Below are 15,053 nucleotides of genomic sequence, written 5' to 3'. Positions count from 1 at the left end.
CACGAACCGGCGAAATCCGCCCTTCTCCTGCCGAACGCATCAACAGCTGCAACAATCGCAGCGCACCAAATGTCAACTATTTCAAAAAGAGGAACAGTCGTTGATGTCCTTGATATATATGGATTTTTTTCGGCTGTTACCTTTTCGAGACACTTTATTTTTTAAGCTTTCTTGCACGTATGGCACTGAGCTATTCTCCAATCCGCAACAAATAACGAATGACGATTCATTTGCGTGGAGATACTCAACGATGAAGAAACTCGCACTCTCGACCCTCTCGCTCGCCCTGCTGGGCGCCGCTGGCGCTGCTCACGCTCAGTCGAGCGTCACGCTGTACGGCGTGATCGATACGTCGATCGCATGGGTTCACGGCAACAACGGCCAAGCCAACAACTCGTGGCAAATGCTGTCGGGCAACCTGCAAGGCAGCCGTTGGGGCCTGAAAGGCGCTGAAGACCTCGGCGGTGGCCTGAAGGCGATCTTCCAGTTGGAAAACGGTTTTGATCCGGGCACCGGCCACCTGAACCAGGGCGGTCGCATGTTCGGTCGTCAGGCATACGTCGGCCTCGAGAGCGCCCAGTACGGTACGCTGACGCTCGGCCGCCAGTATGACCCGCTGGTCGACCTGGTCCAGGCAGTCACGGCTGACAACTACTTCGGCAGCGTGATGGCAACGCCGGGCGACGTCGACAACAACGACAACTCGCTGCGCGTCAGCAACGCAATCAAGTACACGTCGCCGGTCTGGGCAGGCTTCCAGGTCGAAGGCATGTACGCTCTCGGCGGCGTTGCAGGCAAGACGGGTTCGGGCCAGACGTGGTCGGTCGCGGCTGCCTACAACAACGGCCCGGTCGGCGTTGCAGCAGGCTACTTCTACGCAGCCAACCCGTCGCCGACGACGGCTGTCGGCCGCGCAGGCTGGGGTTCGACGACGTCCGACGCGATCTTCGACGGCCCGATCAACTCGGGTTACGCAACGGCGAAGTCGATCGCCATCGCGCAAGTCGCAGGCCAGTATGCCCTCGGCCCGGTGACGTTCGGCCTCGGCTACAGCAACGCACAGTACAAGCCGGACGCATTCTCGGGCTTCGGCTCGACCGAAAAGTACAACACGGGCCGCGCGTTCGTGACGTACCAGGTCACGCCGCCGCTGCTGCTGGGCCTCGGCTACTCGTACACGAAGGCTAGCGGCGACACGTCGGCCAAGTACCACCAAGTCGGTGTCGGCGCGGACTACTCGCTGTCGAAGCGCACGGACGTCTACCTGGTTGGCGCATACCAGCACGCAAGCGGCACGCAGCTCGTCGACGGCGTGCAGCAAAGCGCGCAAGCGTCGATCGCTTCGTACGGCTTCGCTGGCAAGAGCTCGGCCGAGCTGGTCGCGGTCGGCATTCGCCACAAGTTCTAAGAAGTACGTTTCCGGTGTGCATGGCGTCTCCGACGCCATGTCGCCGAACTGCAAAACCAGTCACCGGTTTCGGCCGTGGCTGGTTTTTTTTCGTCCGTTGCCGGCGGCGCCGTGGCGGGCGATGGCCGTGGTCGGCACTTGGGTACGGCAACCGGCCGGGAGCGGCTCCTGGACCGCCTGTCGCGCGCTGGAAGCCTGTCCTGAGGCATCCGGACACCCCTTGCTGTCCGACGGCCGCATACGGCCGGCCAGGCGCACGCCGCCGCACGAACTTCGCCATATCCCCCTGACGCGCGACGACGCGGAATCCGGCATCGCAACGGACGCTTGTCCGCCCACCCTGCCGATTTCGATACAGCGAGGCGAAGCACTATGCTTCGACTTGTCGATTTCGACGGCCTTCGTCCGTCGTATCGATGGCGGCACGCAGATTGCCCCATCCTTCACCGACATCCGACAGGAGACGCTCCATGACGATTCAGAAGATCACGCCGTTCCTCTGGTATGCGACGGAAGCCGAAGAAGCCGCGGCCTTCTACGCGGGCATTTTCCCGAACTCGCGCGTCGTGCGCGTCACGGCGATACCCGGCACCAGCGGCACCCGGATGGTCGAATTCGAGCTGTTCGGCCAGCCGTTCATCGCGATGAGCCACCCGCGCACCGAGACGTTCAACCACGCGATCTCGCTGATGATCAGTTGCGCCGACCAGGCGGAACTCGACCGCTACTGGAGCGCGCTGCTCGACAACGGCGGCACGGCCGACGGCTGCGGCTGGCTGCGTGACCGCTTCGGCGTCTCATGGCAGATCGTGCCCGACGCGCTGATCCCGATGATGGCCGACCGTGACGAGGTCAAGGCGGCGCGCGTGGCCGCGGCCATGATGCAGATGACGAAGTTCGACGTCGCCGCGCTGAAGGCCGCCTACGCCGGCACGGCGGGCTGACGAAGCACCGGCGCCGCAGCCTCCTGCGCGCGGGCATCGGCACGCCCGCGGCGCGCGCGATACGCGCCTGACCGCGGCCGTCGACGGGATTGCATCGCGCCGCGACGCAATCGCGGGCAGCGGCCGTTCGCGCGCGGCTACGCCGACAACATGGCTTCGACGATCCGTCGCACGTAACGCACGAATGCGGCGACCTGTTGGCGCGACAACAGCGCATCGGCACCGTCGCCGTCACCGCGCAGATAGACGGTACGCGCGGCCGCCAGAACGGGGCGGTACGTGTCGGGCAGGCGCTCCAGCGCCCACGCCGCGGCGACATCCTTCGGCGCGATCCTGCCGGTCGCGGCGCTGTACCAGATGCGCGCGAGCGCGAGCACGACGTTGCATTCGTCGCCGCGCCAGTCGGGCTCGGCATTCCACTGCGCAACCGTGGCGAGGAGCGCGGCGACGAAATCGCGTGCGGGCACCGCGTCGAACCACGCGGCCGCGCGCGGCCCGCGCAGCGCAACGTCGTGCTGCCGCACCTTCGTCAACAGAATGGCCCGATCGTGATCGACGCATGCCGGCTCGACGATACCCGCGCGCAGATCGCGGCGCAGCCATTCGCCGAACTGAAGTTCGCGCCGGGCGGGATGACGCCACGGCACCACGTCGCCGCGCACGACCACGGTTACTTCCAGCGCGCGCATGAGCGCCTCGCTCCGTGGCGGCGCAGACACGTCGAGCAAGTCGAGCATCAGCGCGCGCCGCATCGCTTCGCCCGGCGATGCGGCAACCGTCACCAGCAGGTCGATGTCGCTGCGCGGTTTCAGCCCGCCGTCGAGCGCCGAACCGAACAGATGCATCGCCTGCAGCGTCGCGCCGAGATGCCGTTCGATCGCGGCGCACGCGACCGTCACCTGCTCGGCGATCTCGGCGGGAACGATCGTCGCGTTCATCGCGCAAGCCCCGCGCGACGCGCGCGCAACGCGCGGCGATGCAGCGCCGCGCGCCGGCACGAACACGACGATCCGGCCATCCGCGCAAGCGGCCCGCCACACCGGATGCGCGTCACGTCAGGCCGTATCCGCGCCGTGCGATACCGACGCGGCCGTTCGATTTGCGCGGCGCAATAAAAATCCCCGTACGCTTTCGCGTACGGGGATCGTCGGACATCGCAACGGCCGCCGACATGCATTCGGCGACCGTTACGCGGCATTACGCAGCCGCGTCCTTCAGCTTCTTCAGCGCACGTGCCTTCACGCGCACGCTGGCCGGCTTCGCCGGGAACCAGCGCTCTTCGCCCGTGAACGGATCCTTGCCGAAGCGCTTCTTCTTCGCCGGCACGACTTGCGCCGTGATCTTCAGCAGACCCGGCAGCGTGAACTCGCCTGCGCCCTTCTTGTGAACCGAGCCCAGCACGACGTTCTCGAGTGCGACGAGCACTGCCTTGACCGCCTTCACTTCGACAGCTGCGCGCTCAGCGATGTGCGTTGCGAGCGATGCCTTCGTGAACTTGTCCTTCAGCGGCGTCGGAGCAGCCGGTGCTGCCTTCGCGACAGCCTTCTTGGCCACTACTTTCTTCGCGGGCGCAGCCTTTTTGGCAGCCACTTTCTTGGTGGCCGGTGCGGCAGCCTTCTTGGCCACCTTTTTTGCGGAAGTCGCCATGTTTCTCCTACCAGGTGTGGTCGTTGGATACACGAAGCGTGCAACGCGCGCGCTTCAACGCCGGATTCTACAAGCGCCTTGACGCTTCGTGGAGTACTTTTATGCGTTTTCGCGGGGTTTCCCGCAGGTTTTGTTGCGCGCGACCGACTTCGACGCCGCTCCAGCATCGAAAAACGCCTTCACGTATACGTCCAAACGCGTCCGATCGCGAATTACGTTCGATATTTGCGCACCTATACTGACCTCGCTCAGTGCCCCGGATGCCTTCATGCGCGAAGTCAGATACGTCAAAGGACTCGACGGCCTGCGAGCCATCGCCGTCATCCTCGTTTTCCTGTCCCACAAGGGCCACGTCCTCGCCGTCGACGTGGGCAAGCTCGGTGTGTGGACGTTCTTCTTCATCAGCGGATTCCTGATCGTCGGCGAACTGCATCGCAATCGTCAGGCGATCGAATGCGGCGCGATGACGCGCCGTCATGCGCTGGCGCTGTTTCTCGCGAAGCGCGCGCTGCGGATCTTTCCCGTCTATTACCTGCTGCTCGCCGCGCTCGCGATCGCGCACGCGCTGTTCTACCAGCGCGGCGTCGATCTCGGGCTCGCTTGGCACGCCACGTTCCTGTCGAATTACTGGATCGGCGTCGTCAAGGACGGCTGGCCGGGCTCCACGTCGCACTTCTGGAGCCTCGCGGTTGAGCAGCAGTTCTATATGATTGCGCCGCTCACGCTGCTCGCGGTGCCGGCCGCGCGCCACGTCGTGCTCGGCGTCGCGGCCATCGCGCTGTGCGCGCTCGCGCATCTCGCGCTCTACGCGGTCGATGCATCGCCGGTGCTGATCTACGCGTTTTCCCCGTGGAATTTCGCGCTGATCGCGCTGGGCGGCGTCGGCGCGATGGCGCTCGCCGATCGCGGCCAGGACGTCGTCCGCCGCATTCCGCCCGGCTGGCTCGGCGCCGCCGGCGTCGTGTTCTTCCTCGCGCTGCCCGCGTTCACGATGCTGCCGGACGTCGTCACGGGGCTCGCGGATCTCGGCCTGTCCGCGTCGCTCGGCGCGCTGATGCTGTGGATCGTCACCGAACCCGACCATCCGGCCGTGGCACTGCTCGACTGGGCGCCGCTCGTCTATCTCGGCACGATCAGCTACGGCTTCTACCTGTTCCACAACCTGATCCCGGCACGTTTCGGGGAGATGCCCGCGCTGTTCGCGCACGTGCCGATGCCCGGAATCGTCCGGGAAGCGCTGCCCGAACTGCTGCAGTTCGCGCTTGCCGTGCTGCTCGCACATCTGTCGTGGCGCTATCTGGAACGGCGCCTGCTCGACTTCAAGAAGCCGATCGCCGCGATGCTGGCCCGGTACTTCGTCGCGCGGCCGAGCACGTCGCCGCGCTGAGCGCGATACCGGCGCGGACGCGACGCAGCCTGTACGCAACCGTCGTTCATCAGCGCGCAAGCGGCCGGCGCGCCGGCACCGGTTTCATCGCCGCGACATCCGGCGCACCGCTCAACGCGCGCTCGAACCGGCATCACCGTCCGGCGGCATACCAGAATCGTCGCGCACACACCTGCTCGAACCCGCCCGACATCCGCATCGCCGCTCACCCGCCGCCGCACGCGCGCACTTCGTCCACACGCAAAAAAGCCCCGACGCACGAGGCAGCCGGGGCCAACGGAACAACCACCACCTGAAACAACGGAGCAGCGCGGCTGCTTATGCGACAGCAGCCAGCGCGGGCAGACAGGTACGCAGGTACGCCTCGAATTCGCGGCTCACTTCCGGATGCTGGAGCGCGAGCTCGACGGTCGCCTTGAGGTAGCCGATCTTGCTGCCGCAATCGAAACGCGTGCCGTAGTAGCGATACGCGAGCACCTGTTCGTTCGCGAGCAGCGTCTGGACCGCGTCGGTCAGCTGCAGCTCGCCGCCGGCACCCGGCTTGAGCTTGCGCAGATGATCGAAGATCGTCGGCATGAACACGTAGCGGCCGACCACGCCGAGGTTCGACGGCGCGTCTTCCGGCGCCGGCTTCTCGATGATGCCCGACAGCTTGATGATGTCCTCTTCCCACTCGCGGCCTTCGACGACGCCGTACGAGCGGCTGTCCTCGCGCGGAATCGTCTCGACGCCAATCACCGAGCTGTGATAGTGGTCGAACACGTCGACGAGCTGCTTGAGCACCGGCTGTTCGCCGTGCAGCAGGTCGTCGGCGAGAATCACCGCGAACGGCTCGCCGTGCACGAGCTTTTCCGCGCACAGCACCGCGTGGCCGAGACCGAGCGCTTCCGGCTGGCGCACGTAGAAGCAGTTCACGTGGCTCGGCTTGATGCCGCGCACGAGTTCGAGCAGCTTTTCCTTGCCGCGCGCCTCGAGTTCGGCCTCGATCTCGTACGACTTGTCGAAGTGATCCTCGATCGCGCGCTTGCTGCGCCCGGTCACGAAGATCATCTCGGTGATACCGGCGTTGATCGCTTCCTCGACCGCGTACTGGATCAGCGGCTTGTCGACGACGGGCAGCATCTCCTTCGGGCTCGCCTTCGTTGCCGGGAGGAACCGCGTGCCGAGACCGGCGACGGGGAACACGGCCTTGGTGACTTTCAACATGTTCGCATCCTGATTGCGTTGACTGCGCCGCGTCGCTGGGCGACCCGGCGCGATTGTTTTTCGAACGGCATATCGAGAACCGGCGGCACGGCCAATTCCACTCCGCTCATTTTCGATATGGACCTATTGCCCATGTTTCCGGAAAATAGATAATCGGCGAATCCGGTCGATATTGCCGAACCCGGCGCCGACACATAAACAAATTACCGATTTTCCGGATACAAATTCTTACGATTCGAATTCCTCGATATACGGGACGCCGCCCCGCTCGAGGCCCGGGCGAATCGGCTCGTTCTTCAGCGCCTCGCGGTACGCCGACAGCACGGCCATGACCAGCAGTACTGCCGCGCTCGCGATCCAATGCATGTCCATCTTGCCGCTCCTTGCATCAATCAACTGGAGCTTCAAGCTATCAGAAAAAAATCGGCAAATAATTGTGGCGGCGGCGAAACCGCTTTCAGACCGGAATAAAACCACCATCTGAAACACCGTCATTTCCCGGCGAGATTTTTTTATTCATTCGATCGAATTCTTGCGCATTACGATTGGACCATCCCCTTCATCCGTCGCAAGGAATCGAATCGCATGCAAGCTTTCAGCGGATCGTCTTTGACCGCGCCGCCCGTCGCCGACCACAAGGAACACGTGATCGACGCGATGCGCGGGTTCGCGGCGCTGCTCGTCGCCTATTTCCACTGCCGCCAGGTCGTCTGGGTCGGCATGCAGAGCTTCCATCACGCTTACGGTCATGCGCTGAACCCGAGCGTGATCGCCGGCTACCTGACCTTCCCGTTCGCGTGGGGCTCCGCCGGCGTGCCGATCTTCTTCGTGATCAGCGGCTACTGCATCCATCGCAACGCGGCGCTCAAGCTCGCGGCCAACCCCGCGTACCGGCTCGACGCGCCGAACTTCTGGGCGCGCCGCTTCGCGCGCATCTACCCGGTGCTGCTCGCCGCGCTGCTGTTCACGCTCGCGATGGACGCGGTCAGCCTGCAGATCGCGCCGGTCAGCCACAAGATCCGCGACGTCGGCCTCACCGCGTTCCTCGTGAACCTGTTCTCGCTGCAGGGTGTCGCCGGCTACACGTACGGGTCGAACGGCGCGCTGTGGACGCTGTCGCTCGAAGTGCAGTTCTATGCGATCTACCCGCTGCTGTTCGCGCTGCGCCGGCGCATCGGCATGCCGGCCATCGTGGCGGCCGTCGCGCTCGTCAACGTCGCGTCAGCGTGGCTGCTCGAACGGCACGACCTGCAGTTCTTCACGTCGTACTGGCTGTCCTGGACGGTCGGCGCATGGATCGCCGACGTGCGCGCGCAGCCGGCGCGCGGCACGGCCGCCGTGCCGTCGCGCGCGTGGTATCTCGCGGCCGCCGCGCTGCTGGCCGCGGGCTGCGGCGCGTTCCATTTCGGCCAGTACGGCGCGTTCCAGCTGTGGGCGGCCGGCTTCGCGTGCTTCCTGTACCGCGCGCTCGCGTGCCCGCCGCGCCCGACGCCGCTGTTGCGCGTGCTCGGCTGGTTCGGCGACTTCAGCTACTCGCTGTACCTGATCCATCTGCCGCTGTTCGTCTGCCTCGGCTCGGTGCTGTTCCACTCCGAACTGCAACTGTCGATCTGGCCGTCGATCGCGTTCATGGCCGCCGCGATTCCGGTCGCCTACGTGTTCTACCGGCTGTTCGAACGCCCCGCGATGATGTGGTCGGCCAGCCTGAAGCCGACGCGCGCCGCCCGCGTCGTCGCACCGGCGCCCGAACGGGCTGCCTGATTGCGCCGTTACGGCGCTCCCGGCCCCCGCGCGACCTCAGGTCGCCCGGGGGCATTTTCATGGGCGTGACGCGGCGTCACGCGCCGCCTGGGCGGCTGCACTGCCGCCGCATCGCCCGCCCAAAAAGCAGAACCCTCATGCAGCACACCGCCGCATGAGGGCCCGTTTCCCGGCGCATGGCGTCGATTCGCGCCGACGCGCCGCACCTACCGCTTCTGCGCCTTCGCGGCCTTCACCGTATCCGCGAGGATCTTCTCGACCCGTTCCACATAGGTCGCGGTGCCGAACCGGCGCACCGCGGTCGCCCGCCCGCTCGCGACGAGCCGCTCGCGCAGCGCGGCGTCGTGCTGCAGCCTGCCCAGCGCATCGGCCAGCGCGGTCGCGTTGCCCGGCTCGCACAGCAGCCCGTTTTCGCCGTCCTCGATGATCTCGACGACTCCGCCCGCGCGGGCCGCAACCACCGGCCGCCGTGCGAGCATCCCCTCGACGATCACGCGCCCGAACGGCTCCGGCGTGATCGACGTATGCGCGACCACGTCGACCGCCTTCATGCACGCGGCCACGTCGCGCTGGAAGCCGAGGAAGTGCACGCGATCGTCCATCCCGTGACGCGCGACGATCTCGTGCAGCTGCGCCGCGTATTCGTCCTCGCCGAACAGCGGCGCGCCGACCAGCACCACGTGCATGTCCGGATGGCGAGCCGCGGCCTCCAGCAGCAGGTGCTGCCCCTTCCAGTGCGCGAGGCGGCTGAACGAGCCGACCAGCCATGCGTGCTCGGGCAGCCCGAAGCGCGCGCGCAGCGCGGCCTGGCTGGCCGTGTCCAGCGCGTCGAACGGTTCCGCCGAAATGCCGTTGAATACGACGTCGACGTGCTGTGGCGTGAAGCCCGTCAGCGCACGAAACGCCTGCGCGGACGCGTCGGAGTTCGCGATCACGCGCGTGACGCCGAACCGCGCGCAGTATTTGATCGCCATCAGTTGCTTGCTGCCGAAATGGTCGCCGCTGACGATGTCGCGCAGGTGCCAGACCACCGGCTTGCGCGCGAGCCGCCCGGCCAGCGCCGCGACCACCATCGCACGCTGCGTGTTCGCGTAGATCACCTCGGCGCGGCGTGCGCGCCGCGCGACGTCCCGCACGAGCGTGTAAAGCTGCTTCAACGCGCCGGCCGACACGCCGCCCTGCTTGCGCACCCCGGCGAGCGCGCCCTGGTCGAGCACGTCGACGCGCGCGCCGATCTCGTCGAGCGCCGCGCGGAACGGGCCATCGTCGAACAGCACCACGTCGGCGTTCGTGCGCATGTGCTTCATGATCTCCAGCAGCGACAGCTCCGCGCCGCCGAGCACGCCGCTCTGGTCCAGCACGAGCGTCGCCGGGCCGCGCGCGGGCGGCATCGGCGCGACGGCCGTGCCACGCTGCGCGGTCGAGCCGGGCAGCGCCGCCTCCACGTAGTCGAGGAAGCGCCGCCGGAACGTGTCGGCGGAGAAGCGCTCCGCATTCGCGCGGCACGCGTGCGGCGTGAAGCGCTGCGGCGCCCGCTCGAAATCGTCGACCGCCGCGACGATCGCGTGCGGCGTCTGTTCGTCGAAGAACAGCCCGGTCGGATTCGCGTGCGCGCGCGGCTCGAGCACCGTCTCGAGCGCACCGCCCTTGCCGTAAGCGATCACGGGCGTGCCGCACGCCTGCGCCTCGACCACCGAGATCCCGAAATCCTCCTCGGCCGCGAACACGAACGCCTTCGCGCGCCGCATCCGGTCGTGCAGCACCGCGAACGGTTGATAACCCATGATCTCGACGTTCGGGCCGGCCTTCGCGCGGATCTTCTGCATCTCGGGGCCGTCGCCGATCACCACGAGCTTGCGCTCCGGCGTGCGCGAGAACGCTTCGACGATCAGGTCAATCTTCTTGTACGGCACCATCCGCGACGCGGTCAGGTAGAAATCGTCCTTCGCCTCGTTCAGCGAGAAGCCGTCGACGTCGACCGGCGGGAAGATCACCGCCGCGTCGCGGTGATATACCTTGCGGATGCGTCGCGCGATGAACGCGGAGTTCGCGACGAAGCCGTCGACCGCGTTCGCGGTGCGCGTGTCCCAGTTGCGGATGTAATGCAGGATCATCCGCGCGAGCAGCGACTTCGGCCCGTGTGTGAGGTTCGACTGTTCCAGATACTGGTGCTGCAGGTCCCACGCGTAGCGGATCGGCGAATGCACGTAGCTGATGTGCATCTGGTCCGGCCCGGTCAGGACGCCCTTCGCGACCGCATGGCTGCTGGAGATCACGAGATCGTAGTCCGACACGTCGAGCTGCTCGATCGCGAGCGGCATCAGCGGCAGGTAGCTGCGGTACTTGGTGCGCGCGAACGGCAGTTTCTGGATGAACGAGGTCGTCACCCGCTTGCCGCGCACGAACGCGCGATCGTCGAGAAAATCGACGAGGCTGAACAGGTCCGCGTCGGGAAAGCACGCGACGATCTGTTCGAGCACGCGCTCGGCGCCGGCGTACGTGACGAGCCAGTCGTGGACGATCGCCACGCGCAGCGGGCGCGACGCATCGCGGGCGCCCGCCTGCCCGGCCGGTTCGGTCCGTCGCAGCGCGGCGGTGTCGCCGGCTTCGGCCACGGCGGCATCGGCCGTGGCGAGGTTCAGGATGGCGTGTTCCGCCAGATCGCGATTCATACGGTTTTCCTCGCATTGAGACGGACGAACAGGTCGCGCACCAGCGCGCGCAGGGCCGGCGTCATCGTGAGCGACCACGCAAGGTTCAGCACCAGCACGACCGCGCAGAGGCCGATCGACTCGCCGAGCCCCGACCACGCCTGCGCCAGAAACAGGCTCGCGAGCAGGAAGGCGAGATGCGCGAGCATGTCGAGCACGATCGCGCGCATCCGGATCGCCGACAGGTAAAGCAGCACGCCGTAATCGACCAGCGCGCGGGTCGCGACGACCACCGCCGCGCCGATCAGCCCGAAGTGATGAATGCCGAACCACAGGCCGCCGACGAAGAACGGCATCTCGACGAGCCCGGCGAACGCCGCCCGGGCCGGATTGACCTGCGACTGGATCAGGATCCGCGTGACGCTCGCCTGGCCGACGAGCCAGACGCTGATCACCAGCACGCGCCCGACCGGCGCCGAATGCGCGGCGAGATCGGCGCCGACCCACAACGTGAGGAACGGTGCGAGCGCGAAAATCGCGACGATGCCGACCGGCGTGAACACGCCGTTCAGGAATTCGAGCGACTGGCGCGCGAGCGTGTCGGCATGGTCGCGGCCGACCGCCGACAGGCGCGGAAACAGCGTGCGCACCAGCGCGTTCGGCAGCATGTTCAGCCGCGTGACGAGGTTCTGCGGAACCGTGTAATAGGTGACGAACTTCGCGCCCATGCCGGCGCCGAGCATCACGCGGTCGAGCGTGTCGGCGATCATGCTCGTCGTGCTCGCGATCAGCATCCAGCCGCCGAAGTTGAACAGCCCTTTCGCGGTGCCCCACTGCGGCGGGTCGATGCGCCGGATCCCGAGCACCTTGATGCTTGCGTGACCGAGCATCACCGCCGCGATGAGCCGCGCGAGGACGGCCGCGGCCAGCACCGTCTGCAGGTTCGGCGCGATCCACCATGCGGCGCCGAGCGGCAGCAGCTGGAACAGGAACGTGCCGATCGTCTGGTTCGTGTTGAACACGCCGAACCGTTCGGCCCCGTTGATCGCGCCGGCGAACACCCACGACACGTTCGCGAGCGGAATCGCGAGCGCGAGCCACGGCAACGCGACATACACCTCGTGCTGCATCGCCGCCGACACCTTCGTGAAATACGCGGTGTAGACGAACGCGCCGAAATAGATCAGCAGGCCGCCGACGATGCCGGTGCCGAGGTTCAGCCAGAACGCGCTCCAGAAGACCCGCGCGCTTTCGTCCGCGTTGCCGCTCGCGAGCGCCTTCGAGATGTGGTTCTGCGCGGCCATGCTCATCCCGAGATCGAGGATCCCGAAATAACCGATCAGCGTCCACACGAGGCTGACGACGCCGTAGCGTTCGACGCCCAGCGCGTGGATGTACGCGGGCACCGTCACCAGCGACACGAAGGTCGGCAGGATCAGCCCGATGAAGTTGATCGAAACGTTCTTGAGTATGCCTTTGTCCATGCTTCTGCCTTGTGTGACGCCAACGACGACGGCGCGCCGCCCGTCACGGTTTCCAGCGATACATCAGCACCTTGCCGCGCGCGTCTTCCTCGACGAACACCAGGTATTCGCCGTTCTCGCGCCGGAACGCGCTGATGCCGAACGGCACGTCGACCCAGCCCGACGCCTTGCCGACCTCCGCGCCCGGGCTCATCACGCCGACCTCCTTGCCAGTTTCCTTGTCGTACACGTGGATCTTGCCGACCGGCTCCACCGTGAAGATGTAGCGGCCTTCGACCGTGATGCCGATCAGGTCGAGGATCGGCTTCGCGTCGAGCTGCCACGGCAGCGCGACCGTGTAGCGCACCACCGGCGAGCCGGTCGACCACTTGTCGAAGCGCACCAGCACGCGGCCGACTTCCTTGTTGATGCCCGGCTGCGGCGGCGCATCGGCCGTGTAGCCCGTCACGTACAGCGTGTCCGTCTGCGGCTCGTAGATCGCGCGGCGCAGTTGCGTGAACGGCTGCGGCATCGGATAGGTCGTGACCTTGTCGTACGAGTAGATCGGGTTGCCGGCCTTGTCGACGCCGCCGTAGGCGAAGCGATGAATCCCGCGCACGTCGCTCGTGCGCCAGATGTCGCCCTTCGTGTCGACCCACCAGCCCCAGCCGCCCGCCTTTGCCTTGCCGGTCGTGTTGGTCGTGAATTCGTCCTCGTCGAGCCGGCCGTTGCCGTTCGCGTCGCGCCAGATCCAGTCGCCGCCCGGCGGCTTGTTCGGCACCTTGTCGACCGGCCGCGCGCGACCCGCGATCAGGCCCGACGGAATCGCGACCTCGCCGTCGCGCTTCGCGTCGAAGCGGTAGATCTTCAGGTGGTCGGCGTACATGTCGGTCAGGTACAGGAACGTGCGGCCGTCGACGCGCCGCGCGAACGGCATGCCGGGATACTGGTCCGTGTGGAACACGGGATCGTCCGGATACTTGAAGCGGTTCGACAGGAAGCCGGCGTATTTCCAGTCCTGGCCGGGCGGCTTCGACAAATCGAGCTCGAAGCGCTTGTTGCCCGTATACACGCTGTTCGGCCGCGCCGGATCGAGCCACGCGCCGTCGACGAACAGCAGCCCCTGCACTTGCCAGCGCAGCTTGCCGTCCGGCGTATAGCTCTCGAGCACCGCGCCGAGCCCCGCGCCGATCGTGTCGTGACGCGGTCCGATGCCGTTCATCGACACGTACACGTTGCCCGCGCGATCGACGCCCACGCCCGTCAGCCCGTTGAAGCGCTGCGGCCCCGGACGGCCCGGCACCGGGCCCGCGAAGATTCCGCCGCGCTCGCCGAGCGTGCCCGACGGTGCGTAGCCCTTGCCGCCTTTCGAGAAGATCAGCACCTGCTGGCGCGGCCCGTTGTCCGCGACCAGCACGCGCCCTTTCGCGTCGACCGCCACGTCCACCGCCTCGGTGCCGTCGGGCAGCGCGGGCGCGTCGTCGAGCTTGCGGCCGTCCGCGCGCACGTGCACGAGGTGCGCGGGCCCGCCGATCGTATCGGTGAGCAGCCACAGCGTGCCGTCGCCGGCGAGCGCGATGCGGCCCGGCTCGTGCGCGCTCCAGGTGGCCTTCTTCTGCATCGTCTCGGCGTCGTACACGTCCACCGCGTCATGCGACGGATTCGTCGAGAACAGCGTCTTGTCGTCGGCCGCGAGGCCGCCGACTTCCGCCTTCGCCTCGCCCACTTCGGACCGGGCCGGGGCCGGCACCTCGTTGACCATCATGAAGCTGGCGGCCATGCGCGCGCGGCCGGCATCGGCGCGCCCGCCCGGCGCGACCTGCGGCGCGGCGCGGAACGGCGCCGGCTGCTTCATGTCGCCGATCGTGCGGCGCGAAATGCCGAACCACTGCTTGCCCTTGTCCGGCCAGATGCCGGGCGACTGCAGATGGCCGCGCTCGTTGCCGACGCCAATCGCGACGTACGCATACTTGCCGTTCACCGCGACCGCGTTGCCGCCGAGGTTGCCCCAGCCGTGCGTGCCGCCGGCGAAGCCGAGCATCTTCCCGTCCTGGTAGACGCTCGCCTCGGCGCCGCTCTCGTCCCACGGCGCGTTCGTATACACCTTGCCGTCGGGCGTCACCGCGATCGCGCGGATGTCGATCTGCGTCCAGCTGCCGTCGCCATAGCCGAACGTGTTGCCGATCCACGACGTGGTCGCGGGCAACACGGTTTCAGCCGATGCGGCGCTCGCGGACAGCGCCGCGCATACCGTCATGCCAACCAGAATCAGACGTCGCAATGCGCTCTCCAGACTCGATGCGGAAGCGACCGGCGGCGCGGCATGCTGCCTGCACGCGATGCCCTGTCGCTAAATAGGTTTCAAACGTCGCGATGCAGGTTACAAGCAAAAATAATCACAAGAAATTTGGAAATATTTGGGGATGTTTCCACCTGAAATATCGAGCCGGAACAGCGAGAAATTAGCCCGGCAAAGCGGAAATATCGACCGCCTTTCATGCGGCGATCCGTAGAAAATGCCGCTCCGGCCCGCCCGCCGGGGCGCGTAGCCTGCAAACCTTTCATGTCGCGATTGAAACGACCGGC

At 66.6% G+C, this 15,053-nt stretch carries 12 protein-coding genes; 4 read left to right on the top strand and 8 right to left on the bottom strand.

Translation table 11 applies throughout. From position 1 onward, the window contains the following. The first annotated feature begins 250 nt into the window (after positions 1-250). Together WS45_RS11905 and WS45_RS11900 are read left to right on the top strand one after the other, a co-directional pair. Positions 251-1,408, top strand: a complete 1,158-nt coding sequence (locus WS45_RS11905) for a porin (RefSeq protein WP_059689719.1) — start codon at positions 251-253, stop codon at positions 1,406-1,408. 470 nt (positions 1,409-1,878) lie between these two features. Next, positions 1,879-2,352: a VOC family protein gene (locus WS45_RS11900; protein WP_059689716.1), complete on the top strand. Its 474-nt coding sequence runs from the start codon at positions 1,879-1,881 to the stop codon at positions 2,350-2,352. Positions 2,353-2,489: 137 nt separating this feature from the next. Here WS45_RS11900 and WS45_RS11895 read toward each other — a convergent pair whose 3' ends face one another. Next, on the bottom strand, positions 2,490-3,290 hold the full coding sequence (locus WS45_RS11895) for an AadA family aminoglycoside 3''-O-nucleotidyltransferase (RefSeq protein ID WP_059700571.1): 801 nt from the start codon (positions 3,288-3,290) through the stop codon (positions 2,490-2,492). Positions 3,291-3,549: 259 nt separating this feature from the next. After that, positions 3,550-3,999, bottom strand: a complete 450-nt coding sequence (locus WS45_RS11890; RefSeq protein WP_011548077.1) for an HU family DNA-binding protein — start codon at positions 3,997-3,999, stop codon at positions 3,550-3,552. A 268-nt stretch (positions 4,000-4,267) separates the two neighbouring features. On the opposite strand from WS45_RS11890, the gene WS45_RS11885 reads away from it, so the two are divergent. Continuing rightward, positions 4,268-5,386, top strand: coding sequence for an acyltransferase family protein (locus WS45_RS11885; RefSeq protein WP_059699951.1), 1,119 nt, complete (start codon positions 4,268-4,270; stop codon positions 5,384-5,386). Positions 5,387-5,704: 318 nt separating this feature from the next. Here WS45_RS11885 and galU read toward each other — a convergent pair whose 3' ends face one another. Both galU and WS45_RS35640 read right to left on the bottom strand, forming a co-directional pair. Then, positions 5,705-6,592, bottom strand: coding sequence for a UTP--glucose-1-phosphate uridylyltransferase GalU (galU, locus tag WS45_RS11880; RefSeq protein ID WP_034179975.1), 888 nt, complete (start codon positions 6,590-6,592; stop codon positions 5,705-5,707). A 228-nt stretch (positions 6,593-6,820) separates the two neighbouring features. Continuing rightward, a complete protein-coding gene (locus WS45_RS35640) occupies positions 6,821-6,964 on the bottom strand; it encodes a hypothetical protein (protein WP_006479318.1) in 144 nt (47 codons plus the stop codon). Between the two features lie 213 nt (positions 6,965-7,177). Here WS45_RS35640 and WS45_RS11870 point away from each other — a divergent pair, with 213 nt between their 5' ends. Further along, positions 7,178-8,353 carry an acyltransferase family protein gene (locus WS45_RS11870; protein WP_059699949.1) on the top strand — a complete coding sequence of 392 codons (1,176 nt, stop codon included), beginning with the start codon at positions 7,178-7,180 and terminating at the stop codon, positions 8,351-8,353. A 206-nt stretch (positions 8,354-8,559) separates the two neighbouring features. Here the strand turns inward: WS45_RS11870 and WS45_RS11865 are convergent, their stop codons facing one another. The 4 genes from WS45_RS11865 to WS45_RS34910 form a co-directional block, all read right to left on the bottom strand. Beyond that, positions 8,560-11,025: a glycosyltransferase family 4 protein gene (locus WS45_RS11865; protein ID WP_059699947.1), complete on the bottom strand. Its 2,466-nt coding sequence runs from the start codon at positions 11,023-11,025 to the stop codon at positions 8,560-8,562. Next, positions 11,022-12,488 (bottom strand): flippase, encoded by a 1,467-nt coding sequence (locus WS45_RS11860; RefSeq protein WP_059699945.1) that lies wholly within the window; start codon positions 12,486-12,488, stop codon positions 11,022-11,024. Before WS45_RS11860 ends, WS45_RS11865 begins: the two co-directional genes overlap by 4 nt. A 43-nt stretch (positions 12,489-12,531) precedes the next feature. Continuing rightward, positions 12,532-14,724, bottom strand: coding sequence for a hypothetical protein (locus WS45_RS11855; protein ID WP_059699943.1), 2,193 nt, complete (start codon positions 14,722-14,724; stop codon positions 12,532-12,534). A 104-nt stretch (positions 14,725-14,828) separates the two neighbouring features. Continuing rightward, a complete protein-coding gene (locus tag WS45_RS34910; RefSeq protein ID WP_156437124.1) occupies positions 14,829-15,032 on the bottom strand; it encodes a hypothetical protein in 204 nt (67 codons plus the stop codon). Between the last annotated feature and the right edge of the window lie 21 nt (positions 15,033-15,053).

It is taken from the genome of Burkholderia sp. RF2-non_BP3, assembly GCF_001522185.1.
Taxonomy (GTDB): Bacteria; Pseudomonadota; Gammaproteobacteria; order Burkholderiales; family Burkholderiaceae; genus Burkholderia; species Burkholderia diffusa.
This window is presented reverse-complemented; position numbering and strand designations above follow the sequence as displayed.

Coding starts and splice junctions, on each gene's coding strand:
- WS45_RS11905 (WP_059689719.1), top strand. CDS start 251: ATGAAGAAACTCGCACTCTCGACCCTCTCGCTCGCCCTGCTGGGCGCC.
- WS45_RS11900 (WP_059689716.1), top strand. CDS start 1,879: ATGACGATTCAGAAGATCACGCCGTTCCTCTGGTATGCGACGGAAGCC.
- WS45_RS11895 (WP_059700571.1), bottom strand. CDS start 3,290: ATGAACGCGACGATCGTTCCCGCCGAGATCGCCGAGCAGGTGACGGTC.
- WS45_RS11890 (WP_011548077.1), bottom strand. CDS start 3,999: ATGGCGACTTCCGCAAAAAAGGTGGCCAAGAAGGCTGCCGCACCGGCC.
- WS45_RS11885 (WP_059699951.1), top strand. CDS start 4,268: ATGCGCGAAGTCAGATACGTCAAAGGACTCGACGGCCTGCGAGCCATC.
- galU (WP_034179975.1), bottom strand. CDS start 6,592: ATGTTGAAAGTCACCAAGGCCGTGTTCCCCGTCGCCGGTCTCGGCACG.
- WS45_RS35640 (WP_006479318.1), bottom strand. CDS start 6,964: ATGGACATGCATTGGATCGCGAGCGCGGCAGTACTGCTGGTCATGGCC.
- WS45_RS11870 (WP_059699949.1), top strand. CDS start 7,178: ATGCAAGCTTTCAGCGGATCGTCTTTGACCGCGCCGCCCGTCGCCGAC.
- WS45_RS11865 (WP_059699947.1), bottom strand. CDS start 11,025: ATGAATCGCGATCTGGCGGAACACGCCATCCTGAACCTCGCCACGGCC.
- WS45_RS11860 (WP_059699945.1), bottom strand. CDS start 12,488: ATGGACAAAGGCATACTCAAGAACGTTTCGATCAACTTCATCGGGCTG.
- WS45_RS11855 (WP_059699943.1), bottom strand. CDS start 14,724: ATGACGGTATGCGCGGCGCTGTCCGCGAGCGCCGCATCGGCTGAAACC.
- WS45_RS34910 (WP_156437124.1), bottom strand. CDS start 15,032: ATGAAAGGTTTGCAGGCTACGCGCCCCGGCGGGCGGGCCGGAGCGGCA.